The sequence below is a fragment of the Kribbella monticola genome (assembly GCF_003261635.1).
GTDB classification, from domain to species: Bacteria; Actinomycetota; Actinomycetes; order Propionibacteriales; family Kribbellaceae; genus Kribbella; species Kribbella monticola.
The window spans coordinates 125,768-142,912 of sequence record NZ_QFXK01000031.1 but is presented as its reverse complement, the minus strand read 5'-3'; the positions used below and the strand labels follow the sequence as shown (position 1 = coordinate 142,912).

Sequence of the window (17,145 nt, the reverse complement as noted above, 5' to 3'; positions counted from 1 at the left end):
CTGAGTATCCGGTGCTGAACGCTCCGGATACAAACCTGTCGGGTTAGTGGTCTCGTCGTGACATGTGACCAAATTGCAAAGGACCCCGGTTTTCACCGGGGTCCTTGCTGTGCGTAGCCGCCTGGGTCAGGCGTTCGGGCGCTTACCGTGGTTAGCGCCCTTCTTCTTGCGTGCACGGCGCTTGCGGCCGGTCTTGCCCATAAGAAAGCCTCCTTGTAACAACTGCAAAGAGTCACAGTCTCTCATACCACGACGGTGCGCTCAGCATCGTGCGGCGGGTCACGGTCTGGCTTACAGTGTTTCGGCGCAGTCCTGATGAGCAAAATTAAGTCTAGTCAGCGATGTGCTGTCTGCCCCCTGTTCCCCCCTGATTGGTGGGTACAAGACCGCGACCGCTGATCGGAGGTGACCTATCATGGCCGACTACTGGGACTGGTGAGCCGACGCTCCGGGCTGAAGCAGGTGGTCGAGTGGTGAGACACCATGCGCTGCGCGTATTTGTCTCCTCGGCGACTCTTCTGGCCCTCGTGATTCTCGGCCTTGCGTTCGGGAAGATCACGGATCTTCCGACTCTTCTCGCGTTGTGCCTGCTCATGCTCATCGGCGGGCTGCTGCGTTTCTCCGTCGCCTCCAACTACCTGGCTTCGCTGGACTCGGTCGCCCTGATGGCGGTGTATGTGATCGCCGGCCCGTGGGCGGCGGTGATAGCCACCGCAGTCGCCTACCTGCCCCAGGTGCGCCGACGTCTTCCGCTGATCAGACGGGTCTTCAACGGCGCCCAGCGGATCCTCGCCACCGCGGCCGGCGGCGTCGCCTACGCACTGGCCGGCGGACCGGTCGGGGACGGTGCGCTGAGCCACGAGGCGCGTGCGGTTTTCGGTGCCATGGCGGCGACACTGGCACAGCACGTGACCAACGCTGCGCTGGTGAGCCTGGTGATCTGGATCGACGGCAAGTCGAGCCCGGTCGAGTTTCTCCGGCAGGTCGTCCTGCCGACGTTCTTCCCGATGGCCGGCTACAGCTTCCTCGGCCTCCTGCTGGCGGTTGTCTGGCTCGGCGGTCTGGGCGCGCTGGCCGGACTGCTGGTCCTTGTCCCACTCCTGTTCGCAAGGTGGGCCCTCTCGCAGTACGAGGTCGAGAGGACTGCCCAGGCAGCGACCATGCGCGCCTTCATCCAGGTGATCGAGACCAAGGACCTCTATACCCGTGGTCACTCCGAGCGCGTCAGCGAGGGAGTCGGCATGCTCGGGCGACAGCTGCGGCTGAGCGATGACCGGCAGAGCGCTCTCGAGCACGCGGGGCTGCTGCACGATGTCGGCAAGGTCGGCGTACCGACCAGCATCATCCGCAAGCCCGGACGGCTCGACGACACCGAGATGGACGCGATCCGGCTGCACCCGGCACGTGGGGTCGAGTTGATCGGCAATATCCCGTTCCTCGAAGAGGTGAAGTCGGCAGTGCTGCATCACCACGAGAAGTACGACGGCAGCGGGTACCCGGCCGGTCTCAGTGGTGAGAGCATCCCGTACTTCGCCAGGATCATCGGTATCGTCGACGCCTTCGACTGTCTCACCTCGACCCGCTCGTACCGGCCGGCCCGCAGCGTCGAAGAGACGTTGGCGATCCTGAAGCAGGACAAGTACACCCATTTCGACCCGTTGCTGGTGGATGCATTCGTCGACGTCATCGAACGGAACGGCTGGAAGTCCTCTGTCGCCGAGCTGCCCGAGCCCGATGCCACCGTCGAGGCCACGATCGATCATGACGATCTCAGCCTCGGCAGCAGCGGTGGCGCCTCAGGCTCCGCCGCAGGGCCCGTGTGATGGCCTGGGAGAGCCCGGAGGGCCCAGAAGTGTCGAACCGCCTCGGCAGCGGCATCGTGATCGTGATAGCCGGTCTCGGGCTGGGCTTGGCTGCTCTGCTGATCACGGCCCGGCACGGCGTGACGGAATGGCCGTTCGTTGCCGCGTTCGGGTTGCTCATCGCCATCGGTGAAATGGTCCAGTTCAAGGTCGATCGAAGCCGCAACCGGGCTCCGATCGCCACCAGCGCTGCCCTCGGGTATGCGATGCTTCGCGGACCTTCGCTGGAGGTCGCCCCTGACATCGCCCAGGTGATTGCGGTGACGTCTGTCGCGACGATGATCGGCATGTGTCCCCGGGCGATCGCCGGCCTTCGCTGGGACATCGTGGTCTCGAACCGCCGAGTTCTTTCTGTTGCCTGCGCCGCGGTCGTCTTCTCTGCTGTGGTGCCTCGCGACCTCGGCTGGAACGGATCATGGCGGCACGCGATTCCTCTGGTCGGCGCGATGCTGCTCGGCGTACTGACCGCCGGTCTGGTCGATGCGCTGGTGGGGGCGGGACAGGCGACCGAGTTGTTCAACAAGCCGTTTCCTGCGTCTCTGCGCGACGAACTACTGGTGATGGGCCGGATCGGTATGGCGATGGGCCTCAGTGGGGTTCTGCTGGCGGCAGGCACTTCGCTGCTGGGGTTGTGGGCGCCGCCGTTGGTGATTGTGCCGTTGTTGTTGACGCAGTTTGCGTTTCGGCGGTTTGCGTCGGCGCAGCGTACGTATCGGACCACCGTGCGGTCGATGGCTCGCAGTACGGAGATCGCGGGATTCAGTAGTCCCGGGCAGAATGCGCGGACGGCTAGTTTGGCGGTGGCTATCGGGAATGATCTGGGGTTGACGCCGGCCCGGATGGAGGCGCTGGAGTACGCGGCGTTGTTGTCGGGGGTGGGCCAACTGGCGTTGGCGGATCCGAGTCCTGGTGGGGCTTCGCTGTTGCGGACCCGGGAGGAGCGGCAGCGGGCGGCTGAGATCGGGGCCTCGGTGATCGAGCGGTCCGGCGTACTGGATCGGGTGGCGGAGATCGTCCGGCACAGCAACGATCCGTACCGGCAGGGGAGGGCCAGCAACTCGGCCATCCCGTTGGAGAGCGGGATCGTCAACGTGGCGCTGGCCTACGAGCAGCTGGTCGGCGAAGGGACCGGGCAGAGTCCCGACAAGGCGTTGGAGAGCATCGGCCTGGGGATCGGCGCCGAGTACGACCCGGTCGTGGTGGAGTCACTGCGCCGGGTGGTCGGGCGAGGCTTTCGCTTCTAGTTCCTGCCACGAGGGTGCTGGTGCAACAGGTACCCGCCCGGTGCCACCCATGCCGGCGTACAGGAGTAGGCCGGCGCCTGCGGCGATCAGGACGTCGCCGGGGCTCACTGCCTGGCCCAAGCCCGGCAGAGCGACTGGTACTACGTCCCCGAGCCAGGGGAGCGCCGTAGAGGCGTCAGCAAGCTCGTGGCGGGGATCGGCAACGAACCGGTCGAGTCCGGCTCGCAGAAGGGCTCCGGTGGACACCGGCATGGCCCCATTCAAAGCGACCACCAGTGCGTTGGCGGAGAAGCCCAGTGCCAGCAGGGCGACTCCAGGGCGGCGCAGGTTGAGTCGCAGGAACACCGCGATGCACACGGCCGAGCCGATCAGCCCGGCCGGGTAGGCGATGCCACCGGCCAGCGCGCCGAGGATCTGACCGATACAGGCGGCCGCCAGCCAGTGCAGCCCGGTCAGGGTGTTGTCCGCCAGGTGACTGAAGCGACCGCCCGTCAGCCGAGCCGCCCCCGCGGCGAGCACCATGACGAGCAGAACCAGTAACACTCTCGCGATTCTGCCCGCCATGGGCCGCTGATCCGGTTTAGCGCACTCCTGTGCGTGTCGTGTCGACCACTCTCAGTTCTGTACTACGCCCTGGCGGGCGTCGTTCCTTCGCCGTCCAGCAGGTCGGGCAGATCCTTGACCCCCGGGTCGCCGGCGTCGGCCACGTAGTCCGTCGGGTGGGTCGCATCGACGCCCTCGGCAACCTTCAGAGCCCGCAGGACCAGCGTCAGCACGATCACCACCAACAGGTTGATGACGAACGCGGTCAGCGCGATGTACACCTGCTTGTCGGTGAACGGGAAGTTCGACAGCGAGCCACCAAAGTGCTTCTTGGTGGCCGGGTTGACCACCCGGTACGCCGTGATCGTGCCGTACACCATCGCGACTGCCCAGCCGGCCAGCAGCGCCCAGCGGTGGAACCAGCGGGTGAACAGGCCGCCGACGATCGCCGGGAACGTCTGCAGGATCCAGATCCCGCCCAGCAGTTGCAGGTTCAGCGCGATCGTCTTGTCCATCGCGAGCACGAAGATCAGCGCGCCGAACTTCACCACCAGCGAAGCGAGCTTGGACACCTTGGCTTCGTGGGCCGGGGTGGCGTCCCGCTTGATGAAGTCGCGGTAGATGTTGCGGGTGAACAGGTTCGCCGCCGCGATCGACATGATCGCCGCCGGCACCAGCGCACCCACCGCGATCGCCGCGAAGGCGATACCGGCGAACCACGACGGGAACTCCTGGTCGAACAGCCGCGGGATCGCCAGCTGCGGGTTGGCCAGCCCGTCCAGGCCCTTCACGTTCACCTTCGCGGTGATCGCCATGAACCCGAGCAATGCGAGCAGACCGAGCAGGAGCGAGTAGGCAGGCAGGATCGCGGCATTACGCCGTACGACGTTGCGGTTCTTCGTGGAGAGCACCGCGGTGACCGAGTGCGGGTACATGAACAACGCCATCGCCGAACCGAGAGCGAGCGTCCAGTACGCCGAGTAGCCGGTCTCACCGGGGATGAAGGCGCCGGTCGGCTTGTGCGTGGTCGGGTTCGGCGTGGTCATCTTGGTCTTCGCGGCGTCGAAGATCGTGTCCCAGCCGCCGAGCACGTGCGGCAGGTAGATGATGGCGACCCCGATCACCAGGTAGATCAGGCCGTCCTTGACGAACGCGATCATCGCCGGGGCGCGCAGACCGGAGGAGTAGGTGTACGCCGCCAGTACAGCGAACGCGATCAGCAGCGGCAGGTCCTTGGCCAGCGTGTTGCTGCCGCCGAGGCCCATCGTCTCGAAGACCGCCTGCATACCGACGAGCTGCAGCGCGATGTACGGCATCGTCGCCAGGATGCCGGTGACCGCCACCGCGAGCGACAGCCCGCGGCTGCCGTACCGGCCGCCGACGAAGTCCGCCGGGGTCACGTAACCGTTGCGGTGCGCGACCGACCACAACCGGGACATGAAGACGAAGATGATGGGGTAGACCACGATGGTGTAGGGCACGGCGAAGAAGCCGCTGACCGCCCCGGTCGCGTACATCGCGGCCGGCACAGCGACGAACGTGTACGCCGTGTAGAGGTCGCCGCCGAGCAGGAACCAGGTGATGAACGTGCCGAAGCCACGACCACCCAATCCCCACTCGTCAAGGCTTTCCAGTGCGCCTGTACGCCGCCAGCGCGCGGCCATGAAGCCCATCACCGTCACCGCGGCGAAGATGATGATGACGATGGTCAGCTGGACCCAGTCGACCTGCGTGTTCACTTCTCGGCCTCCTTGGCAGCAGCGGCGTCACGGCCGGCATCACGATCGCCTTCAGGGCCGGTGTCCAGCCCCTGGGCGGCACGTCGCTTGCGTTCCTCGCCGAGCACCAGGCGATAGGAAATGCTGACGGTGATCGCCGAGACGAACACCCACAACAGCTGGTACCAGTAGAAGAAGGGGAATCCCCACAGCCTGGGTTCGTCCTTGGCATAGGTGGAGACTAGAAGCGGTACGACGACCGACAGGGCCAGCAGGATGCCGGCGATCCAGTAAGCGGGTCTGACCGCGGCCACTTTGGACACAGCTACCTCCTCGGGACAAAAGGCGCAACGCTGGACGCTACCGTTCGCCGACACAGGACACTAGACCTTCAGGGTGGGCCATGGACTCAGATGCGGCATGGAAGTTGCGGCGGGTCGTGCTGTCGGTGCTTTTCCTCCTGGTCGTTGCCCTGCCGCTCTATCCCGAGCTGTACGGATTGGAGGCGGTCAGCCCGTTCGCGCAGCTGGTCGCGTTCCGGCCGCAGGCGCTGGTTCTGGTGCTGCTGGTGGGTCTGGTGATGCTGCTCCGGCGCGGCTGGCGGCTGGCCGCAGTACTGGTTTGCCTGCTGTCGCTGGCCGGGATGGGGCTGGTCGCGCCGCGGGTGTTCTCCGAGCCGACGCCGCCTCCGCCCGGGTCCCGGGCGCTCACGATCATGGTGGCGAACGTCCTCGGTGGCGGCGCGGACGCGAAGGAGGTGGCCCGGCTGATCAAGGAGCAGCGGCCGGACCTCGTCTCGTTGCCGGAGGCACAGGTCGACGTACGCCAGGAGATCCAGGACCACCTGGAAGGACTGACCTACCACGGCTTCACCCAGCAGGCGAACGCCGCGGTCGAGAGTGCGACCAGTGTGCTGGTGTCGTCATCGCTCGGTGAGGTCCAGTTCGACTCCGAGAAGCTCGACACCGGCAAGGTGAACTCGACCCAGCTGAAGCCGGGCGCGGGCGAGCCGGGTGCGGAGACGATCGGGCCGGTGCAGCAGACCAGCACCCAGTTCGGCCACATCATCGTGACCGGCGGAACGCTGGGGAACCTCCGGTTGATCGTGTACCACGGCTATCCGCCGCTGCCGTCCGAAGTGACCACCTGGAAGCGGGACCTCGAGGTGGTGAAGGGCTGGTGCCGCCAGGACCGGCCGACGATCCTGGCCGGCGACTTCAACGCGACCAGCGACCACTACGACTTCCGGCAGGCGCTCGGCGATCACTGCCGGAGCGTGGCGCCCTCGGTCGGTGCGGGCCTTTCCGGCACCTGGCCGTCGAACCGGATCACCTTGGCACAGACCCAGATCGACCACGTGGTGATCACCACCGGGATCAAGCCGGGCAAGTTCACCACGTACAAGATCGCCGGCACCGATCATCGCGCAGTGATCGCGCACGTCGCCGTACCGAAGAGCTGACCGCTGGTACTACGACTGGTTCGCGGCCGGCCGGTAGATGTAGGGCTGGGACGAGCGGACCGCCTCGGTGAGCATCAGCAGCATGTCGGCCCGGGCCTCGATCGGCCGGCCGAACAGCTCGTCGTCACCCGGGATCGGGAAGCCCTTCACCCCGATCGCCAGCTGACTGAGCAGCACGTGCAGGACACCGCGGGCGTTGAACACGTTCGGCGTCGGCCACTCCGGCAGCGTCTCGTGCATCAGCGGCTGCTGGGCCGCGGTCGCCGCGATCGGCTTGAGCCAGCGCTCCAGCTCGTCGGTGGTCAGCATGTTCCGGTGCAGGATCGTCATCACCGCATGGGCGACCCGGTCGTGCTCCTCGTGCACCCAGCGATACGGGGTGTCCTTCACGATCCGGTCGGCCAGCACGTCGAGGAGCGCACGCAGTACGCCGGCGTCGCAGTGCCGGGATCTGGCCAGCGCCCCGATCGCGTCGGCACCGTGTGCCACGGCATGCGCCCAGCCACAGTCGGCGACGTACCCGCGCAGGTCGCGCTCGCGCAGCAGCCAGGTCGCCAGCCGGTCGCCCCAGCGCATCACCACCTCGTCGTGCACGAGGAACTCGGCGTTGTCGCGATGGATCACCTCCGCCAGCGTCAGCGCGGTGAACGAGCGCCGGAACACCGTGTCGGTGCCGTCCTCGCCGAGACCATAGGACAGACCGGCGCAGAGACCGTCACCGAAACCGGGCAGCAGGTCGTCGTAGATGCCGCGCTCGAGCCAGGTGGCCAGCGTCGGGTAGGCCAGCGCGTCCCGGATCTGCGGGTTGGTGCTGGCCAGTCCCCGGACCAGCTCCTCGGTGAGGTCGGTCAGCGCCCGGTCGCGCGGTACCGCGTAGTCCGCGGCCATCACGTCCTGCCAGTACGTCGACTCCACCGAAGCATCCTTTCACTTGGATCCGAACAATCAACACCCATCCGCGCAATCTGTCGAGTCAGCGGCGGCCACGCCACGCCGAGCACGCCGTGCCGGACGCACTAGGCTCGGGACCGTGCCGTCTTTGACCGATGTGGCGCGGAACCACACCACGCTGGACTCCGCCGACCTGGACCGGCTGCAACTGCTGGTCTCCGACTGGCAGATGCTCGCCGACCTGTCCTTCGCCGATCTCGTGCTCTGGCTGCCGGACACCGAGGGACTCGGGTTCTGGGCCGGTGCGCAGATGCGGCCGACCACCGGCCCGACGGCGTACCTGGACGACATCGTCGGCAGCTTCATCCCGCGCGACCGCCGGCCGCTGCTGGACCAGGCCTACGACGGCGGCCGGATCTGCCGCGAGGGCGACCCCGAGTGGCGCGACGACGTCCCGGTCCGGGTGGAGACCATCCCGGTCCGCCGCGGCGACCGGGTGATCGCCGTGATCGCGCGCAACACCAACCTGCTCGGCGTCCGGACCCCGTCGCGACTGGAGATCGCCTACCTGCAGAGCGCCACCGACCTGGCCCGGATGATCACCGACGGCATCTTCCCGTACGGCGGGGAGCGGCTGCTCTCGACCACCCCACGGGTCGGGGACGGGTGTATTCGGGTGGACCGGCACGGCATGGTGACGTTCGCCAGCCCGAATGCGTTGTCCGCCTACCGCCGGATGGGTCTCGTCACCGACCTGGTCGGCAGCCGGCTCAAGGACATCACCGCCGAACTGATCAACAGCGGCCACAAGGTGGACGACGTGCTGGCCTCGGTGGTCACCGGCCGGGCCGCCCAGGAGATCGAGATCGAGAACCCGGAGGCGACGCTGTTCCTGCGCGCGATCCCGCTGCGCGCCGAGGGCGAGCACGTGGGCGCGCTGATCCTGCTCCGGGACGTGACGGAGCTGCGCAGCCGGGAGCGGGAGCTGGTCACCAAGGAGGCGACCATCCGGGAGATTCATCATCGCGTCAAGAACAACTTGCAGACGGTCGCCGCGTTACTGCGGATGCAGGCGAGGCGCATCACTGTGCCAGAGGCGCAAGCGGCCTTGTCCGAAGCGGTCCGCAGGGTGGGATCGATCGCGATCGTGCACGAGACACTGTCCGAATCCTTCGACGAGCACGTGGACTTCGACGACGTGGCCGACCGGGTGGCCGCGATGGTCGCCGACGTGTCGACCGTGGCGACACAGGTGGCGACCCGGCGTACCGGCAGTTTCGGCGTGCTGGACTCCGAGGTGGCCACGCCGCTGGCGATGGTACTGACCGAGCTGATGCAGAACTCGGTCGAGCACGCGTTCGGTGGCCGCGAAGGCGACGCGGCCGGCGAGATCGTGCTGGAAGCACAGCGATCGGTCGGACGGCTACGGGTCGTGGTCACCGACGACGGGCAGGGGCTACCGGCCGGCTTCGATTCCGAGACGTCGGGAAACCTGGGCCTGTCGATCGTGCGCACCCTGGTAATCGGCGAACTCGACGGCGTCCTCGACTTCGGCCCCCGCCACGACGGCGGCCCCGGAACCACGATCGTCCTCGACATCCCGGTGAAGGACTAGTCCGTTACGTCCGAACAGGCGAGGGGCGGGACCCTCACTTCTTCGGACGCAACGCGGCCGGGAAATCGAAAGGCCCCGCGGATCCCGCGGGGCCGTCTTCGTTGGTCGCGTCAGGCGGTGCGGATGCGAGCGCGGGCGTTGCGGCGCTTCAGAGCGCGTCGCTCGTCCTCACTCAGGCCACCCCAGACACCGTGGTCCTGGCCGGCCTCCAGTGCCCAGGCAAGGCACTGCTCTCGTACGTCGCAGCGACGGCACACCTGCTTGGCCTCCTCGATCTGCATGATCGCGGGCCCGGTGTTGCCGATGGGGAAGAACAGTTCCGGGTCCTCATCGAGGCAAACGGCCCGGTGGCGCCAATCCATGGCGGATCCCATCTCTCTCAGTAGTTTGTCTACGCTGATGGCCTGGTCTGTGCCCGATCAGCGTGCCTGTAATCGCACGGGGGTTGGTGCGAGCGTTGTGAACGTTTTCACGAACGACTCCATGTTCCCAATCCCGCGTGGACGAAACAAGGGTTATGGACTTGTCGATCCGATCACAACACTTCCTTAACACTCCGAACCGGTGCACAGCGGTTTACCGCGTCCGGATAACGGACGAGGAAGTCTTGTTGCGATCACCCGTTCACTGCAAGTAACCGATCCAGAAGCCCTGGGGTTACGCAGAACCTCTGATCCCGGTAGGGCCGAAGTTCTCCGGCCCGGATCGGTAGGCTCGGAACGTGCCGACAGATGCAACGTCACCATCCGCCCCACGTCCGCTCAAGCTAGCCGCGGCCGTGGTCGCAGCGGAAGGCCTTGTGGTCGCCGTTCTCGGAATTGTCGAAGTCTTGAAGATCGACAGTGACCGGCTCGTACTGGGTGTGACCACGGCCGCGTTCCTGATCCTGTACGGCGGTGGCCTGCTGCTGGTGGCACGCGGTCTCTACCGGACCTCCGCGTGGAGCAGGGGTCCGGCCGTCTTCGCGCAGCTGATCCAGCTGTTCATGGCCTACAGCTTCTGGGGCGGCGGCACCAAGGCCGTCTCCGTGGTGCTCGCCGTCGCGGCCGCCGGCGTACTGGCGTGTGTGTTCCAGAAGGTCTCCATGGAGGCCCTGACCGACGACCCGACCAAGGACCACCCCGTCCTCTGAGCTGTTCCGCCCCGCCCCGCTTTCCTCCTTCCCTTCAGCCGTTCATTCCTTCAGCAGACCTGCTCTGAGCTCGGTGAGGGTGCGGGCCAGCAGCCGCGAGACGTGCATCTGGGAGATGCCGATCTCCTCGGCGATCTGGGACTGGGTCATCCCGCGGAAGAACCGCAGGGTCAGGATCCGCTTCTCCCGGGTCTCCAGCTGGGCCAGCAGCGGTTTCAGCGACTCGCGGTACTCGACGCTCTCCAGCGCCTCGTCCTCGCCGCCGAGGCCGTCCAGGACCGTGGTGGCGTCGGCCTCGTTCTGGTCCGGTGCGTCCAGCGAGAGCGTGTTGTAGGCGTTCGCCGACTCCAGCCCCTCGATCACCAGGTCCGCGGCGAGCCCGAGCCGGTCGGACAACTCCGCGACGGTCGGGGCCCGGCCCAGCTCCTGGGTCAGCTCGGCCGTCGCCGCGGTCAGCGACAACCGCAGCTCCTGGAGCCGGCGCGGGACCCGGATCGCCCAGCCCTTGTCCCGGAAGTACCGCTTGATCTCGCCGAGGATGGTCGGCGTCGCGTACGTCGAGAACTCGACGCCACGCTCGGAGTCGAACCGGTCCACCGCCTTGATCAGGCCGATCGTGGCCACCTGGACGAGGTCGTCGTACGGCTCGCCGCGGTTGCGGAACCGGCGGGCCAGGTGCTCGACCAGCGGCATGTGCAGCGCGACCAAGCCGTCGCGGGCCAGGATGTGCGCCGGATCGCCGGGTTTGGTGGATCCCATCGCGGCGAACAGTTCGGCGGTCCGGGTACGTAGCTCGGTTGGCTCCCGGGCGACGCCGGGAGTGCGTTCCTCGGTCACGCCTTCTCCGCCGCCGTCGCCGAGGAGGTCACGGTGATCGTCAGCCGACCGTCGACCGTCTCGGCCGCGACGGACTCCACCAGTGCGGTCAGCACGGTCCAGCCGAAGGACCCGGTGTCCGGCTTCCAGTCGCTCGGCACCAGGGCGGACGTGCTGACCCGCATCAGCGGCGGGTCGATCTCGAACACGCAGTCCAGTACACCGTCGGTGGCCTGCGGGAGCAGCAGGGCGCAGGCCTCGTCGACGGCGATCCGCAGATCGTCGATCTCGTCCACGGTGAAGTTGTTCCGGGCCGCCAGGTTGCCGACCACGGACCGCGGTACGGCGATGTAGGCGCCGTCGGCGGGAATGCTGAGGCGGACCTCGGCGGGTCGTCCGGTGCTGCTCACAGTGCTGTGCCTCCCCTGGCGGACGACGATCGTCCACCGCTCACGTGTTGTGCTGTTCCGACCGTAGCCTGGTGAGGAACGTCTTCGTGCGCTGGTGCTGCGGGTCGCCGATCACCTGGCTCGGTGGACCGGCCTCGACGACCACGCCGCCGTCCATGAAGACGACCGTGTCGGCGACCTCCCGGGCGAACGCCATCTCGTGGGTGACCACGATCATCGTCATCCCCTCGCCGGCGAGTTCCTTGATCACGGCCAGCACCTCGCCGACCAGTTCGGGGTCCAGCGCGGACGTCGGCTCGTCGAACAGCATCAGCTTCGGCTGCATCGCCAGCGCCCGGGCGATCGCCACCCGCTGCTGCTGACCGCCGGACAACTGCGCCGGGTACGCCGCGCCGCGGTCGCCGAGGCCGACCCGGTCGAGCAACTCGTGGGCACGCTGCCGGGCCGCCGCCCGCGACTCGCCCTTGACCTGCACCGGCGCCTCGGCGATGTTGTCCAGCGCGGTCATGTGCGGGAACAGGTTGAACCGCTGGAAGACCATCCCGATCTCGCGCCGCTGGGCCGCGATCTCCTTGTCCTTCAGCCGGTACAGCTTCCCGTTCCGCTCGGCGTACCCGATCAGGTCGCCGTCGACCCAGATCCGGCCGCCGTCGATGCCCTCGAGCTGGTTCACACAGCGCAGGAAGGTGGTCTTGCCGGACCCGGACGGACCGAGCAGGCAGACCACCTGGCCGGTGTCCACCTCCAGGTCGATGCCTTTCAGCACCTCCTGGTGATGAAAGGACTTGGTGACGTTGACTGCTCGTACCAACGGATCGCTCATCAGATCGTCTCCACCCCGGCCGGTTTCGGCGCACGCCGCGGGCCGCCGCCGAAGCCGCGGCCGAACCGCCGCTCCAGGAAGTACTGGCCCACCATCAGCACACTCGTCGCGGCCAGGTAGTACAAGGTCGCGGCCACCATGATCGGGAAGGTCTTGTAGTACTGGCTGCCGATCGACTGCAGCTGGTAGAAGAGCTCGGTGATCACCGGCAGGCCGATCAGCAGCGAGGTGTCCTTCAGCATCGCGATGGTCTCGTTACCGGTCGGCGGCACGATCACCCGCATCGCCTGCGGCAGGACCACTCGCCGCATCACCTTGCCGCGGCTCATCCCGAGCGCCTGCGCGGCCTCGGTCTGGCCGGGGTCGACGCTGAGGATGCCGGCCCGGGCGATCTCGGCCATGTAGGCCGCCTCGGACAACCCCAGACCGATCACGCCGCCGACCAGGCCGGAGAACACCGTGTTCGCGTTGACCGTGGCGAACCGCAGGTCACCGGACAGCCCGAGCCAGTCCATGATCTTCCAGTCGAACGGTACGCCGAACGACAGGCCCTTCTGGAACAGGATTCCGAGCGCGCCCATCGTGGTCAGCAGCACGAGCCGCGGCACGCTGCGGAAGAACCAGGTGAACAGCCAGGCCACCCCGGACAGCACCGGGTTCGGCGACAGCCGCATCACCGCGAACAGCACGCCGCCGCTGACGCCGACGATCATCGCCAGCGCGGTCACCAGCAGGGTGCCCTTCAGGAAGCCGTTGATGACCGGCTTCTGGTTCATCGCCTCGAAGACGAAGTGCCACTCGAACGCCTTGTTCGTCACCAGCAGGTGGATGAACATCGCGGCCAGGACCACGACCACGGCGATCCCCACCCAGCGACCCGGGTGCCGGACCGGCACGGCCTTGATCAGGCCGGGCCGGTCCGTGGTCACCGGCGCCTGGGCCGGGGTCGGCTCAGTGCTGCCGGCCATGTCAGGGGTTGACCGCGAAGGTGCTGATCGCGCCGGACTCGTTGCCCCACTTGGCCAGCGCGGCCTTGTAGCTGCCGTCCGCCGCGATCGCGGTCAGCGCCTTGGCGATCGCCTGCGCGAACTCGGTCTCCGCCTTGGGTACGACGTACCCGTACGGCGCCGCGTCGTAGATGTCACCGAGTGCGACGACCTTGCCCTGCGACTGCTTGGCGGCGTACAGAACGACGGGGGAGTCGGCCAGCATCGCGTCGGCCTTGCCGGTCGCGACGTCGGCGGTCGCCTGGTCCTGCTTCTCCCGGACCAGCAGGTTGATCTTCGGCTTGCCGGCCGCGGTGCACTTCTGCTGCTTGACCGGGATGTCGTCCTCGAGCTGCGTGGTGCCCTTCTGGACGGCGATGTTCTTGCCGCAGGCGTTGTTCGGGTCGACGCCCTTCGGGTTACCGGCGGCGGTGGCCCACTGCGTCCCGGCGTTGAAGTAGCTGACCATGTTGACCTGCTGCTTGCGCTTGGCGTTGATGGTGAACGACGAGATACCCATGTCGTACTTGCCACCCTGGACGCCGGTGATGATCGAGTCGAACGCGGACGGCTGCCAGTCGACCGTCACGCCGAACTTGGCCGCCACGGCGTCGAACACGTCCACATCCATCCCGGCGACGGTCTTGCCGCCCTGGAGGAACTCGTTCGGCGGGTACGTCGCGTCGACGCCGACCACGATCTTCCCGGCCGCCTTGATCTTGGCCGGCAGAGCGGCGGCCAGCGCCGGGTCCACCGAGGCCGAGGCGGTCGGAGTACTGGCCGGAGCCGAGTTCGACGGCGAGCTACCGCCGGACAGGGTGTCCGAACCGCAGCCTGCGGCCGAGAGAACCAAGACGCCGCAGATCGCCAGCGTCGTACGTAGGGGAAACATCTCTGGTCCTCCAACTCAGGGGTTTGTTGGCCCGCATCTAAACACAGCCGAACTGCTCAGCTCGGCTCGACATGGGTGGGATCGAGCACACGCTTCAAGAAGACGCGGGTGCGCTCGTGGGACGGGTTGCCGATCACCTCGGCCGGTGGGCCCTGCTCGACGATCACGCCCTCGTCCATGAACACGACCCGGTCGGCCACCTCACGGGCGAAGGCCATCTCATGGGTGACCACGAGCATCGTCATCCCGTCCAGGGCGAGCTTGCGCATCACGGTCAGGACGTCGCCGACCAGTTCGGGGTCCAGCGCCGAGGTCGGTTCGTCGAACAGCATCACGGCCGGGTCCATCGACAGCGCGCGGGCGATCGCGACCCGCTGTTGCTGGCCGCCCGACAACTGGGCCGGGTAGGCGGTCACCTTGTCGTTCAGCCCGACCCGGTCCAGGTTCGCGCGGGCGACCTGCTCGGCCTCGGCCGCACTGCGCTTGAGCACGGTCGTCTGGGCGATCGTGCAGTTGGCCAGCACGTTCAGGTGCGGGAACAGGTTGAACTGCTGAAAGACCATCCCGATGTGCTTGCGGGCGTCGTCCAGGTGACAGTCGCGGTCGGTGATGTCCTCACCACGGACGAACACCTGGCCTTCTTCGGGCTGCTCCAGCAGGTTCACGCAGCGCAGCAGTGTGGACTTGCCCGAACCCGACGGCCCGATCACGCAGACGACCTCGCCCTGGCTGACGGTGAAGTCGATCCCGCGCAGCACGTGGTTGGCACCGAACGACTTGTGCAGGTTCTTGATCTCGATGAGCTCGGTCATCAGCGTGCCCTCGCAGCCTTGGCCTCCAGCCGGCGGACCAGCAGGCCCAGCGGCAGCGTGATGATCAGATAGCAGAAGCCCGCGGTCACCAGCGGGGTCAGGTTCGACTCGGTGTTGGCCAGGTCCCGGCCGAACCCGGTGAGCTCGAAATCGCCTGCCGACGTACCGATGATGAACACCAGCGACGAGTCCTTGACCAGCAGGATCAGGTCGTTGGCCAGCGGTGGCAGCACGATCCGGAACGCCTGTGGCAGCACGATCTTGCGGGTCGCGAGGCCGAGCGGCATCCCGAGCGACCGGGCCGCCTCGAGCTGGCCCTTGGGGACGGCCTGGATGCCGGCCCGGATCACCTCGGCCATGTACGCCGCCGACACGATCCCGAGCGCCGACCAGACCGTGCCGTACGGATCGAACGGGATCACCAGGTTGGCGAACGCCAACGGCAGCAGGCTGAACGCGACGAACACCACGATCGCGGGCAGCCCGCGGAAGAACTCGATGTAGATCGTGGCCAGCCACCGGTACGGGCCGACCGAGCTGAGCCGCATCAGGGCGAGCAGGGTGCCGCCGAGCAACCCGATCACGAAGGCACCGATCGTGTACTCGATCGTCTTCAGGAAGGCGGTCGGCAGCCCGCTCTCGAAGGCCGACTTGATCAGTGACGGCTTGAAGAAGACCGTCGCGATCTGGCCCCAGTTCGCGGTGAACGCGGCGACCAGCACGATCACGACGAGGATCGCGTACTGGATCGCCCGCGACCGCTGAGAGCGCTGCCGCGGGCTCAGCCCTGTGCGGGGTTCCGCGTCGCGCGGTTCGACGTTCGCGCTACTCACTTCTTCGGCTCAATCCCGAACCACTTCTTGTAGATCGTGTTGTAGGTCCCGTCCGACTTGGCCTTGGTCAGCAGCTCGTTGAACTTGCTGATCAGCTTCTCGCCGCTCGGGTCGCCCTTCTTCGCCGCGAAGCCGTACTTCTCACCGGTGTCGAACTCGGTCGCCACCTCGGTGTCGGGGTTGGCGGTGACGAAGTTGTAGAGCGCGCCGTTGTCGTTGATCGCGGCATCGACCCGGCCGGACTTCACGCTGTTGGTCTGCAGCGCGAGGTCGTTGAATACGACGACCTCGAAGCCGTCCTTCTTGGCCGCCGCGGTCGCGTAGTCCTTACCGGTGGTGTCGGCCTGGACGCCGATCTTCTTGCCCTTCAGGTCCGCCAGCGACTTGTACGGCGCACCCTTCTTCACCAGCAGCACCTGCGAGGCGTCCATGTACGGCTCGCTGATCGCGATGGCGGCCTGCCGGGTCGGGGTGATCGTCATCGCGCCCATACCCATGTCGCACTTCTTCGCCTGGTACGCCGCGCCGGAGGTGACCTGCGCCCACTCGATGCTGATCACTTCCTGCTCCACGCCGAGGTCCTTGGCGAGCAGGTCGAGCAGATCCACGTCGAAACCGACGACCTTCGCGCCTTCCTTGTACTCGAACGGCTTGTACGACAGGTGCGTGCAGGTGGTCAGCTTGCCCGGGTGGACCAGCGTGATTCCGTCGAGCTTGGCCGCGTCCCCGCCGGAGCCGTTGTCCTTCCCGCAGGCCGACACGGTGAGCGCCAGGACGGCGACCGCGACGGCGGCGAGCTTGGCTCGGCTCGGGCGGGCAGTTGTATGGGTGATCATGCAGGGCTCCTCGACTTCTCGTTCCGGAACGACGTCCCGATCGGTGCCGGGCCGGTTGCCCGCATCCTGACACAGCAGGCAGCACACTGGCGGCGACTGATGCCCGAAGAGACTCGATCGTCACCGTCGGGGCGCTGGCACGGTGGCTGTGGGGGGCCTCACAGACCAGACCAGTGAGCCATGTGGTTCAATTTGAGGCAACGGGTGACCCCCGAGTGGCAATGGCGGTGCTCGACGCACCCGAGTCGCACCGCCCAGGCCGGTTTCGCT

At 67.0% G+C, this 17,145-nt stretch carries 19 protein-coding genes; 5 read left to right on the top strand and 14 right to left on the bottom strand.

Going from position 1 to position 17,145, the window contains the following annotated elements; translation table 11 throughout:
• Positions 1–126: 126 nt before the first annotated feature.
• Positions 127–201 (bottom strand): 50S ribosomal protein bL37, encoded by a 75-nt coding sequence (locus DIZ26_RS38910; RefSeq protein ID WP_369759046.1) that lies wholly within the window; start codon positions 199–201, stop codon positions 127–129.
• A 269-nt stretch (positions 202–470) separates the two neighbouring features.
• Here DIZ26_RS38910 and DIZ26_RS20070 point away from each other — a divergent pair, with 269 nt between their 5' ends.
• Together DIZ26_RS20070 and DIZ26_RS20065 are read left to right on the top strand one after the other, a co-directional pair.
• Positions 471–1,823, top strand: a complete 1,353-nt coding sequence (locus tag DIZ26_RS20070; protein ID WP_232828471.1) for an HD-GYP domain-containing protein — start codon at positions 471–473, stop codon at positions 1,821–1,823.
• 29 nt (positions 1,824–1,852) lie between these two features.
• Complete coding sequence (locus tag DIZ26_RS20065) at positions 1,853–3,106, top strand: HD-GYP domain-containing protein (protein ID WP_232828470.1); 1,254 nt, start codon at positions 1,853–1,855, stop codon at positions 3,104–3,106.
• On the opposite strand, the gene DIZ26_RS20060 is transcribed toward DIZ26_RS20065, so the two are convergent.
• The 3 genes from DIZ26_RS20060 to DIZ26_RS20050 form a co-directional block, all read right to left on the bottom strand.
• Positions 3,068–3,649: a DUF5317 domain-containing protein gene (locus DIZ26_RS20060; protein ID WP_232828469.1), complete on the bottom strand. Its 582-nt coding sequence runs from the start codon at positions 3,647–3,649 to the stop codon at positions 3,068–3,070. The genes DIZ26_RS20065 and DIZ26_RS20060 overlap by 39 nt on opposite strands.
• Before the next feature lie 83 nt (positions 3,650–3,732).
• Positions 3,733–5,322, bottom strand: a complete 1,590-nt coding sequence (gene mctP, locus DIZ26_RS20055; protein WP_112244449.1) for a monocarboxylate uptake permease MctP — start codon at positions 5,320–5,322, stop codon at positions 3,733–3,735.
• Positions 5,323–5,384: 62 nt separating this feature from the next.
• Positions 5,385–5,690: a DUF3311 domain-containing protein gene (locus DIZ26_RS20050; RefSeq protein ID WP_112243710.1), complete on the bottom strand. Its 306-nt coding sequence runs from the start codon at positions 5,688–5,690 to the stop codon at positions 5,385–5,387.
• Between the two features lie 80 nt (positions 5,691–5,770).
• Between DIZ26_RS20050 and DIZ26_RS20045 the strand changes: the two genes are divergently transcribed.
• Entirely contained in the window at positions 5,771–6,829 is a 1,059-nt protein-coding gene (locus DIZ26_RS20045) for an endonuclease/exonuclease/phosphatase family protein (protein ID WP_112243708.1), read from the top strand.
• A gap of 9 nt (positions 6,830–6,838) precedes the next feature.
• Here DIZ26_RS20045 and DIZ26_RS20040 read toward each other — a convergent pair whose 3' ends face one another.
• Positions 6,839–7,744, bottom strand: a complete 906-nt coding sequence (locus DIZ26_RS20040; RefSeq protein ID WP_112243705.1) for a DUF2785 domain-containing protein — start codon at positions 7,742–7,744, stop codon at positions 6,839–6,841.
• A 115-nt stretch (positions 7,745–7,859) separates the two neighbouring features.
• Here DIZ26_RS20040 and DIZ26_RS20035 point away from each other — a divergent pair, with 115 nt between their 5' ends.
• Positions 7,860–9,335: a sensor histidine kinase gene (locus DIZ26_RS20035; RefSeq protein ID WP_112243703.1), complete on the top strand. Its 1,476-nt coding sequence runs from the start codon at positions 7,860–7,862 to the stop codon at positions 9,333–9,335.
• A gap of 110 nt (positions 9,336–9,445) precedes the next feature.
• On the opposite strand, the gene DIZ26_RS20030 is transcribed toward DIZ26_RS20035, so the two are convergent.
• The gene (locus DIZ26_RS20030) at positions 9,446–9,697 is read right to left on the bottom strand and encodes a WhiB family transcriptional regulator (RefSeq protein ID WP_012922773.1); all 252 of its coding nucleotides are present in this window, start codon (positions 9,695–9,697) and stop codon (positions 9,446–9,448) included.
• 467 nt (positions 9,698–10,164) lie between these two features.
• On the opposite strand from DIZ26_RS20030, the gene DIZ26_RS20025 reads away from it, so the two are divergent.
• Positions 10,165–10,467 carry a hypothetical protein gene (locus DIZ26_RS20025; protein WP_157979764.1) on the top strand — a complete coding sequence of 101 codons (303 nt, stop codon included), beginning with the start codon at positions 10,165–10,167 and terminating at the stop codon, positions 10,465–10,467.
• A 42-nt stretch (positions 10,468–10,509) separates the two neighbouring features.
• Here the strand turns inward: DIZ26_RS20025 and DIZ26_RS20020 are convergent, their stop codons facing one another.
• From DIZ26_RS20020 to DIZ26_RS19985, 8 genes are read right to left on the bottom strand one after another with little or no spacing between them, the layout of a single operon-like run.
• Positions 10,510–11,304, bottom strand: coding sequence for an RNA polymerase sigma factor SigF (locus DIZ26_RS20020; RefSeq protein ID WP_112243699.1), 795 nt, complete (start codon positions 11,302–11,304; stop codon positions 10,510–10,512).
• Positions 11,301–11,693 (bottom strand): ATP-binding protein, encoded by a 393-nt coding sequence (locus tag DIZ26_RS20015; RefSeq protein ID WP_112243697.1) that lies wholly within the window; start codon positions 11,691–11,693, stop codon positions 11,301–11,303. The genes DIZ26_RS20020 and DIZ26_RS20015 overlap by 4 nt, the downstream gene beginning before the upstream one ends.
• A 40-nt stretch (positions 11,694–11,733) precedes the next feature.
• Entirely contained in the window at positions 11,734–12,516 is a 783-nt protein-coding gene (locus tag DIZ26_RS20010; protein ID WP_112243695.1) for an amino acid ABC transporter ATP-binding protein, read from the bottom strand.
• Positions 12,516–13,484, bottom strand: coding sequence for an amino acid ABC transporter permease (locus DIZ26_RS20005; protein ID WP_112243693.1), 969 nt, complete (start codon positions 13,482–13,484; stop codon positions 12,516–12,518). The genes DIZ26_RS20010 and DIZ26_RS20005 overlap by 1 nt, the downstream gene beginning before the upstream one ends.
• Before the next feature lies 1 nt (position 13,485).
• Positions 13,486–14,394, bottom strand: coding sequence for an ABC transporter substrate-binding protein (locus tag DIZ26_RS20000; RefSeq protein WP_112243691.1), 909 nt, complete (start codon positions 14,392–14,394; stop codon positions 13,486–13,488).
• Positions 14,395–14,450: 56 nt separating this feature from the next.
• Positions 14,451–15,206: an amino acid ABC transporter ATP-binding protein gene (locus tag DIZ26_RS19995; RefSeq protein WP_112243689.1), complete on the bottom strand. Its 756-nt coding sequence runs from the start codon at positions 15,204–15,206 to the stop codon at positions 14,451–14,453.
• On the bottom strand, positions 15,206–16,039 hold the full coding sequence (locus DIZ26_RS19990; protein WP_198676181.1) for an amino acid ABC transporter permease: 834 nt from the start codon (positions 16,037–16,039) through the stop codon (positions 15,206–15,208). Before DIZ26_RS19990 ends, DIZ26_RS19995 begins: the two co-directional genes overlap by 1 nt.
• Positions 16,036–16,875: an ABC transporter substrate-binding protein gene (locus DIZ26_RS19985; protein ID WP_112243687.1), complete on the bottom strand. Its 840-nt coding sequence runs from the start codon at positions 16,873–16,875 to the stop codon at positions 16,036–16,038. Before DIZ26_RS19985 ends, DIZ26_RS19990 begins: the two co-directional genes overlap by 4 nt.
• Positions 16,876–17,145 lie beyond the last annotated feature (270 nt).

What these genes read in the sequence shown, in the direction of transcription:
- DIZ26_RS20045 (WP_112243708.1), top strand. Translation starts at nt 5,771, where the DNA reads ATGGACTCAGATGCGGCATGGAAGTTGCGGCGGGTCGTGCTGTCGGTG.
- DIZ26_RS20010 (WP_112243695.1), bottom strand. Translation starts at nt 12,516, where the DNA reads ATGAGCGATCCGTTGGTACGAGCAGTCAACGTCACCAAGTCCTTTCAT.
- DIZ26_RS20030 (WP_012922773.1), bottom strand. Translation starts at nt 9,697, where the DNA reads ATGGATTGGCGCCACCGGGCCGTTTGCCTCGATGAGGACCCGGAACTG.
- DIZ26_RS19985 (WP_112243687.1), bottom strand. Translation starts at nt 16,875, where the DNA reads ATGATCACCCATACAACTGCCCGCCCGAGCCGAGCCAAGCTCGCCGCC.
- DIZ26_RS20000 (WP_112243691.1), bottom strand. Translation starts at nt 14,394, where the DNA reads ATGTTTCCCCTACGTACGACGCTGGCGATCTGCGGCGTCTTGGTTCTC.
- DIZ26_RS19995 (WP_112243689.1), bottom strand. Translation starts at nt 15,206, where the DNA reads ATGACCGAGCTCATCGAGATCAAGAACCTGCACAAGTCGTTCGGTGCC.
- DIZ26_RS20005 (WP_112243693.1), bottom strand. Translation starts at nt 13,484, where the DNA reads ATGGCCGGCAGCACTGAGCCGACCCCGGCCCAGGCGCCGGTGACCACG.
- mctP (WP_112244449.1), bottom strand. Translation starts at nt 5,322, where the DNA reads ATGGGCTTCATGGCCGCGCGCTGGCGGCGTACAGGCGCACTGGAAAGC.